Origin of the sequence: Streptomyces sp. TRM64462 (assembly GCF_013362995.1) — a bacterium.
In the GTDB taxonomy this organism is placed as follows: domain Bacteria; phylum Actinomycetota; class Actinomycetes; order Streptomycetales; family Streptomycetaceae; genus Streptomyces.
Genome location: NZ_JABWDV010000342.1, coordinates 1 through 5,993, shown reverse-complemented (window position 1 = coordinate 5,993; position 5,993 = coordinate 1). Strand labels below are relative to the sequence as shown.

At 69.3% G+C, this 5,993-nt stretch carries 5 protein-coding genes; all 5 read right to left on the bottom strand.

What is annotated here, in order from left to right:
* Positions 1-569, bottom strand: a 569-nt coding sequence (locus HTZ82_RS17675; RefSeq protein ID WP_175410365.1) for an ATP/GTP-binding protein, incomplete at its 3' end; no start/stop codon positions are given.
* Positions 550-1,110, bottom strand: coding sequence for a DUF742 domain-containing protein (locus HTZ82_RS17670; protein WP_175410364.1), 561 nt, complete (start codon positions 1,108-1,110; stop codon positions 550-552). The genes HTZ82_RS17670 and HTZ82_RS17675, both read right to left, overlap by 20 nt.
* 96 nt (positions 1,111-1,206) lie before the next feature.
* The gene (locus HTZ82_RS17665) at positions 1,207-1,620 is read right to left on the bottom strand and encodes a roadblock/LC7 domain-containing protein (protein WP_175410366.1); all 414 of its coding nucleotides are present in this window, start codon (positions 1,618-1,620) and stop codon (positions 1,207-1,209) included.
* A gap of 10 nt (positions 1,621-1,630) precedes the next feature.
* Positions 1,631-5,086, bottom strand: coding sequence for a nitrate- and nitrite sensing domain-containing protein (locus HTZ82_RS17660; protein ID WP_175410363.1), 3,456 nt, complete (start codon positions 5,084-5,086; stop codon positions 1,631-1,633).
* 364 nt (positions 5,087-5,450) lie between these two features.
* Positions 5,451-5,993, bottom strand: a 543-nt coding sequence (locus tag HTZ82_RS17655; protein ID WP_175410362.1) for an ATP/GTP-binding protein, incomplete at its 5' end; no start/stop codon positions are given.

The following is a 5,993-nucleotide window of genomic DNA, read 5'->3' as shown; positions in this document are numbered from 1 at the left end:
GCCATGAGGGCGTGCTCGACGAGGGTGATGAGGGCGCTCTTGGCGTCCGCGCGGTGGCGGGCGTCGGTGGTGATGATGGGCGTGTCCGGGCCGATCTGCAGCGCCTCGCGTACTTCGTCGGGGGTGTACGGCTGGTGTCCGTCGAAGCCGTTGAGGGCGATGACGAAGGGGAGGCCGCTGTTCTCGAAGTAGTCGACGGCGGGGAAGCAGTCGGCGAGGCGTCGGGTGTCCACGAGGACGACCGCGCCGATGGCGCCGCGTACGAGGTCGTCCCACATGAACCAGAAGCGGTCCTGTCCGGGTGTACCGAAGAGGTAGAGGATCAGGTCCTGGTCCAGGGTGATCCGGCCGAAGTCCATGGCCACCGTGGTGGTGGTCTTGTCGCCGGTGTGGGTGAGGTCGTCGATGCCCGCGGACGCGGACGTCATGACGGCCTCGGTACGCAGCGGGTTGATCTCCGAGACGGCGCCGACGAACGTGGTCTTGCCCACGCCGAAGCCGCCCGCCACCACGATCTTCGCGCTGGTGGTTGAGCGGGCCGCACCGCCGCTAGAGCTTGCGAAGTCCACTGAGCACCCTTTCGAGCAGTGTCACGTCTGGCTGGCCGCCGGCGGCCTCGTCACCGCCGGGCTGGTGGATGGCGACAAGTCCGGCCTCGGCCAGGTCGGCGACGAGGATCCGGGCAACGCCGAGGGGGATGGAGAGAAGTGCCGAGATCTCGGCCACCGACTTGATCTCGAAGCACAGCCGGCAGATCCGCTGGTGCTCGGGCAACTGCCCGACCAGCCGCGACGGATCGGCCGTGGTCGACACCAGCGCCTCGATGGCGAGCTGGTACCGCGGTCGCGTCCGGCCGCCGGTCATGGCGTACGGACGGACCAGAGGGTTGTGGGCGCCCGTGCTCTGCCCCGACGCGGGACGCTGCCGCTGGTGCACCGGCTGGCTGCGCGGTGCCTGCGGCTGTTGGTGCTGCTGTGGCGGGGACTGCGGCTGCTGATAGGGCGGGTAGCCCTGTCTGCTCGGAGCCGAGGGGAAGTTGAAGCGGTTCGCGTCGCCCTGCGACTGGTTCGCACCGTCGTAAGGCTGGTGTCCGCCTGGGTGTGTTGCCACGTCTCCTCCTCCGACTGCCGTCCGCGGTCCATGTCCCTGTGGAGCCGCGCCACCGCACCTTACGGTGCGGTGGCCAGAAACGCACGGTGCGTTCTGCTAGTTGAGCAGGCTGCCTTGGAGCTCCGCGCGGAGATCCGGGGTGAGGACGCTGCCGGCACGGTCCACGAGCAGCGCCATCTCGTAGCCGACGAGGCCGATGTCGGCGTCGGGGTGGGCGAGCACGGCCAGCGAGGAGCCGTCCGAGATGGACATGATGAAGAGGAAGCCGCGCTCCATCTCCACCACGGTCTGGTTGACCTGGCCGCCTTCGAAGATCCGGGAGGCGCCCGCGGTCAGCGAGGTCAGCCCGGACGCGACGGCCGCGAGCTGGTCGGCACGGTCACGCGGAAAACCTTCGGACATCGCCAGCAGGAGTCCGTCGGCGGAGACCACCACCGTGTGCGACACCCCGGGGGTGTTGTCCACGAAGTTGGTGATCAACCAGTTCAGATTCTGCGCCGCCTGGCTCATCGGGCTCACACTAACGCTCCTGGTTGTAGGTACTACCCGGGCCACTGTGCTGATCGTAAGTGGCCGATCCGTTCATGTCCGTTCCCGCGTTGCGTCCCTGCTGGACACCGCGTCGCAGGTTGCTCAACCTGCCGCGCACGTCCTCGGGGGCGCGGGAGACCTGTGGGCCGCCCTGCGGGGTCTGCTCAGCGGTTCCCTCGATCAGGTTCGCCTTGGGAATCCGCCGGGGCAGTCCGGAGGCCGTGACACCGCCGGCCTTCGGGTCCCTCAGCTTCCCGGCCCGCTGCCAGCGCTCGTCGTTCGACGAGCGCCAGTCGTCGTGGCCGGCCGCCTCGCTCTGCGGAGCCGGGGCCTGCGGGACGGGCCGCTCCTGCGGGGCCGGCTCGGCCCGCAGATCCGGCGTGTCCTGCTGGTCCCGGGCCTCGCTCTGGAGCCCCGCGGGCCGCTGGCTGCCGCGGCGGGGGAGACCCGCGTCGGTCAGTCGGTGCTGCTCGTGGTCGGTGCTCCGGTCGGAACCCGGACGGTCGAAGCCTACGCCGTCCCGGTCGTTCACGGGAGCGCCCTGCGCGGATTCCGATTCGGCACCGTATCCGTTGTCGTAGCCGCCCGCGTAGCCGCCCTGATCCGGCCACTCGCCCTGGTGGGGCTGCGGGTCGAACTGGTTGTCGTACGAGGGCTGTTCGCCGTCGCGGCCGGAGAAGTCGGCTTCCGCATACGAGGGCTGGGGGTACTCGCCCGAGGCACGGTCGCCGCCCGGTCGGCCGGCCCCGTAGCCGTCGCCGCCGTCGCCGTACCGGCCGTCGTGCGAGTCGCCGTACTGACCGTCGCGGCCGTCGCCGTACTGGCCGTCGCCGCCGTCCTGGTAGCCGCCGTTGGCGGTGCCGTACTCGTCGTAGCCGGACTGCTGGTCGTAGCCGCCCTGCCCGTACGCCGCCTGCTGCTCCTGGCCGCCGTACGCGTCGTACCGCTCCTGCTCGTACGACTCCTGCTCGTACGGCTCCTGCTCGTACGACTCCTGCTGGTAGGCCTCGCCCGCGTACGGGTCCCGCTCCTCGCCGTACGCCTGCTGCTGCGGGTCACGGGAGTCGTCCTGCGACTGGTCGCCCTGGAACTGGGCGCCCAGCGCCGCACGGCGCTCCTCGCGCATCAGCGACCGGCCGACCGGGTCCAGCGAGGCGGCGTCCTGCTGCTGCTCGTACCGCGAGTCGTCGAAGCCGAGTTCCGCGGCCGTCCGCATCGGGGCGACGGCGGGAGCCTCGTACGTCTGCTGCTCCGGGATGATCTGGGAGACCGTGAAGTCGTCCTGGTGCGGCTCTCCGCCGCCACCGTGCGTGATCGCGTCCGGCAGCATGATCAGCGACGTCGTACCGGCCTGCTCGCCCGAGGGGCGCAGCTGGACGCGGATGCCGTGCCGGTCGGCGAGGCGGCCGACCACGAACAGGCCCATGCGCTGGGAGACCGCGACGTCGACGGTCGGCGGGTTGGCCAGCTTGTGGTTGATGTCCGCGAAGTCCTCGGCGGTGAGACCGATGCCCTTGTCGTGGATCTCGATCATCACGCGGCCGTCGGGCAGCCGGGTCGCGGTCACGCGCACCTTCGTCTGCGGCGACGAGAACGTGGTGGCGTTCTCCAGCAGCTCGGCGAGCAGGTGCACGAGGTCGGTCACGGCCTGGCCGTGGATGTCGGCCTCCGGGACGCCCGACAGCTCGATGCGCTCGTACTGCTCCACCTCGGAGGTGGCGGCCCGCATGACGTCGACCAGCGGGACGGGCTGGTCCCAGCGGCGGCCCGGCTCCTCGCCCGCGAGGATCAGCAGGTTCTCGCCGTTCCGGCGCATACGCGTCGCCAGGTGGTCGAGCTTGAAGAGGTTCTCCAGCTGGTCCGGGTCGGCCTCGTTGTTCTCCAGGTCCGTGATCAGGGTCAGCTGGCCCTCGATCAGCGACTGGTTGCGCTGCGACAGGTTGGTGAAGATCGCGTTGACGTTGCCCCGCAGCAGCGCCTGCTCGGCGGCGAGCCGGACGGCCTCGCGGTGGACCTGGTCGAAGGCCCGGGCGACCTCGCCGATCTCGTCCTGCGTCTGGATCGGGATGGGCTCGACGCGGGTGTCGACCTTGCCCGGCTCGGTACGCGACAGCTGGTCGACCAGCATCGGCAGACGCTGCTCGGCGACCCCGAGGGCGGCGTGGCGCAGCTTGCGCATCGCACGGCTCATCTGGCGGGCCATGAGGCCGGCCAGGATGAAGGCGGCCAGCAGCGCGACCACGACGATGCCACCGGTGAGGAAGGCGTCGTTCCTGGCCTCGTCGGCGACCCGGGTCGCCTCGTTCAGGGCCTTGGTCAGCAGCTCGGCCTCGACCTCGGAGTACGCGTCGTACTTACCGGTGGCGACAGCCATCCACGTCTCGGGCGTGACGCCGCCCTGCTTGCGCTTCGTGAGCTCCTCGATGGCGTCGGCGTCCTCGGCTTTGCCGATCTCGGTGGCCATGCCCTCGAAGACCGACTTCTCACCGCTGGCCGTCTCGCCGACGGGCGGCTGTACGCCGGCGGCGGCGAACTCCTTGGCGCCTTCCTGGGCCTTGCGGGTCATGACCTCGCGCAGCCGGTCCTGGTCCTCCTGGGTACCGCCGGATATGTACTCCAGCAGCGCGATCTGCTCCAGGTACTTGTACGACGTGAACGCCTCGGACTGGGCGCGGAAGACGTCGTCGTCCTTGCTCGGCCGGATCAGCAGGTGCATACCGATCGAGCGCTGCAGGGATTCGGCGGCCTTGGCGAGCTGGATGGCGTAGACGGTACGGCCGAAGCTGGTGACGTTGCCGGTGCCGAGGCCGAGTTCGTTGGAGAACTCCATCAGCGAGTGCTGGACCTTGACGTAGCCCTCTTCGGTCTGCACCGGGTCGAGCACCTTGGTGTACGCGGCCTGGCGCAGCTCCTGGAGCTTCGGCTCCTCCACGCGGAACAGCGTCAGACGGCGCTCCAGGCCCTGCCCGGGCGGCATGTCCTGGACGGCGCTGTCGAACTTCTGCTTGGCGGCGTCCGTCGCGGCGTACAGGTCGGTGACGGTGCTCGTCTCGCGGTCGGACGGGGTCTTCGCGGTGAGGAGCGTCTCGGCGGTGAGGTCGCGCTCGTTGAGCAGCGCCTGGCTGTACTCGGAGGCGGCCCGCACGATGCGCGCGGTCTTCTCGGCGTCGCGTGCCTCGTTCCAGGTGTCGACCGAGGCCTTGACCTGGAAGCCGCCCATGACGAGACCGACGAGCACCGGTACGAGCAGGATGGCGTTCAGACGCGTGGCCACGTGCCAGTTGCGCGGCGAGAAGCGGCTGGATCCGCCGTCCCCTCCGCGTCCGCCGGGGGAACCGGCCGGGGATGTTACGGGCGCATCCGCAGGCGACACCGCTGTGCGCGGCGGCGGGGTGAAGTTGCCCCGCGTCTGCTGCTCCGCGGCGCTCTTCGTGCTTCGCCTCACTCGACCAACAACCTCTCGGCGCCGGCACCTAGGTTGTGCCGTTTCTCTGTTCAGAGCCGTACTACTCGGGAGTTCGTGCATTGCAGCACGTAAAGCGGCTGTGCTCCAAACAGCCCGATCGAGCGATTACCGCTGGTCCGGGCGCCAGATAAAACGGGCATAAAGAGCGAGCCCCGCCAAAAGGCGAGGCTCATGTGAGCGCAGCGGGATCGCCCGGCTGCGTCTCGTGTCCGGAGCGCCGCAATTCTCTGTCGAAACGTTATGAACCGGCGTGGCGGGCCGTGTCCTTCGACACAGCCCGCCCACTGAATGACTACGACAACTTCCGTATATCTACGTCTACTTGACTATCGCATACGGGTGACTACTTCAACCGGGCCATGAGGGCGTGCTCGACGAGGGTGATGAGGGCGCTCTTGGCGTCCGCGCGGTGGCGGGCGTCGGTGGTGATGATGGGCGTGTCCGGGCCGATCTGCAGCGCCTCGCGTACTTCGTCGGGGGTGTACGGCTGGTGTCCGTCGAAGCCGTTGAGGGCGATGACGAAGGGGAGGCCGCTGTTCTCGAAGTAGTCGACGGCGGGGAAGCAGTCGGCGAGGCGTCGGGTGTCCACGAGGACGACCGCGCCGATGGCGCCGCGTACGAGGTCGTCCCACATGAACCAGAAGCGGTCCTGTCCGGGTGTACCGAAGAGGTAGAGGATCAGGTCCTGGTCCAGGGTGATCCGGCCGAAGTCCATGGCCACCGTGGTGGTGGTCTTGTCGCCGGTGTGGGTGAGGTCGTCGATGCCCGCGGACGCGGACGTCATGACGGCCTCGGTACGCAGCGGGTTGATCTCCGAGACGGCGCCGACGAACGTGGTCTTGCCCACGCCGAAGCCGCCCGCCACCACGATCTTCGCGCTGGTGGT

What these genes read in the sequence shown, in the direction of transcription:
- HTZ82_RS17665 (WP_175410366.1), bottom strand. Translation starts at nt 1,620, where the DNA reads ATGAGCCAGGCGGCGCAGAATCTGAACTGGTTGATCACCAACTTCGTG.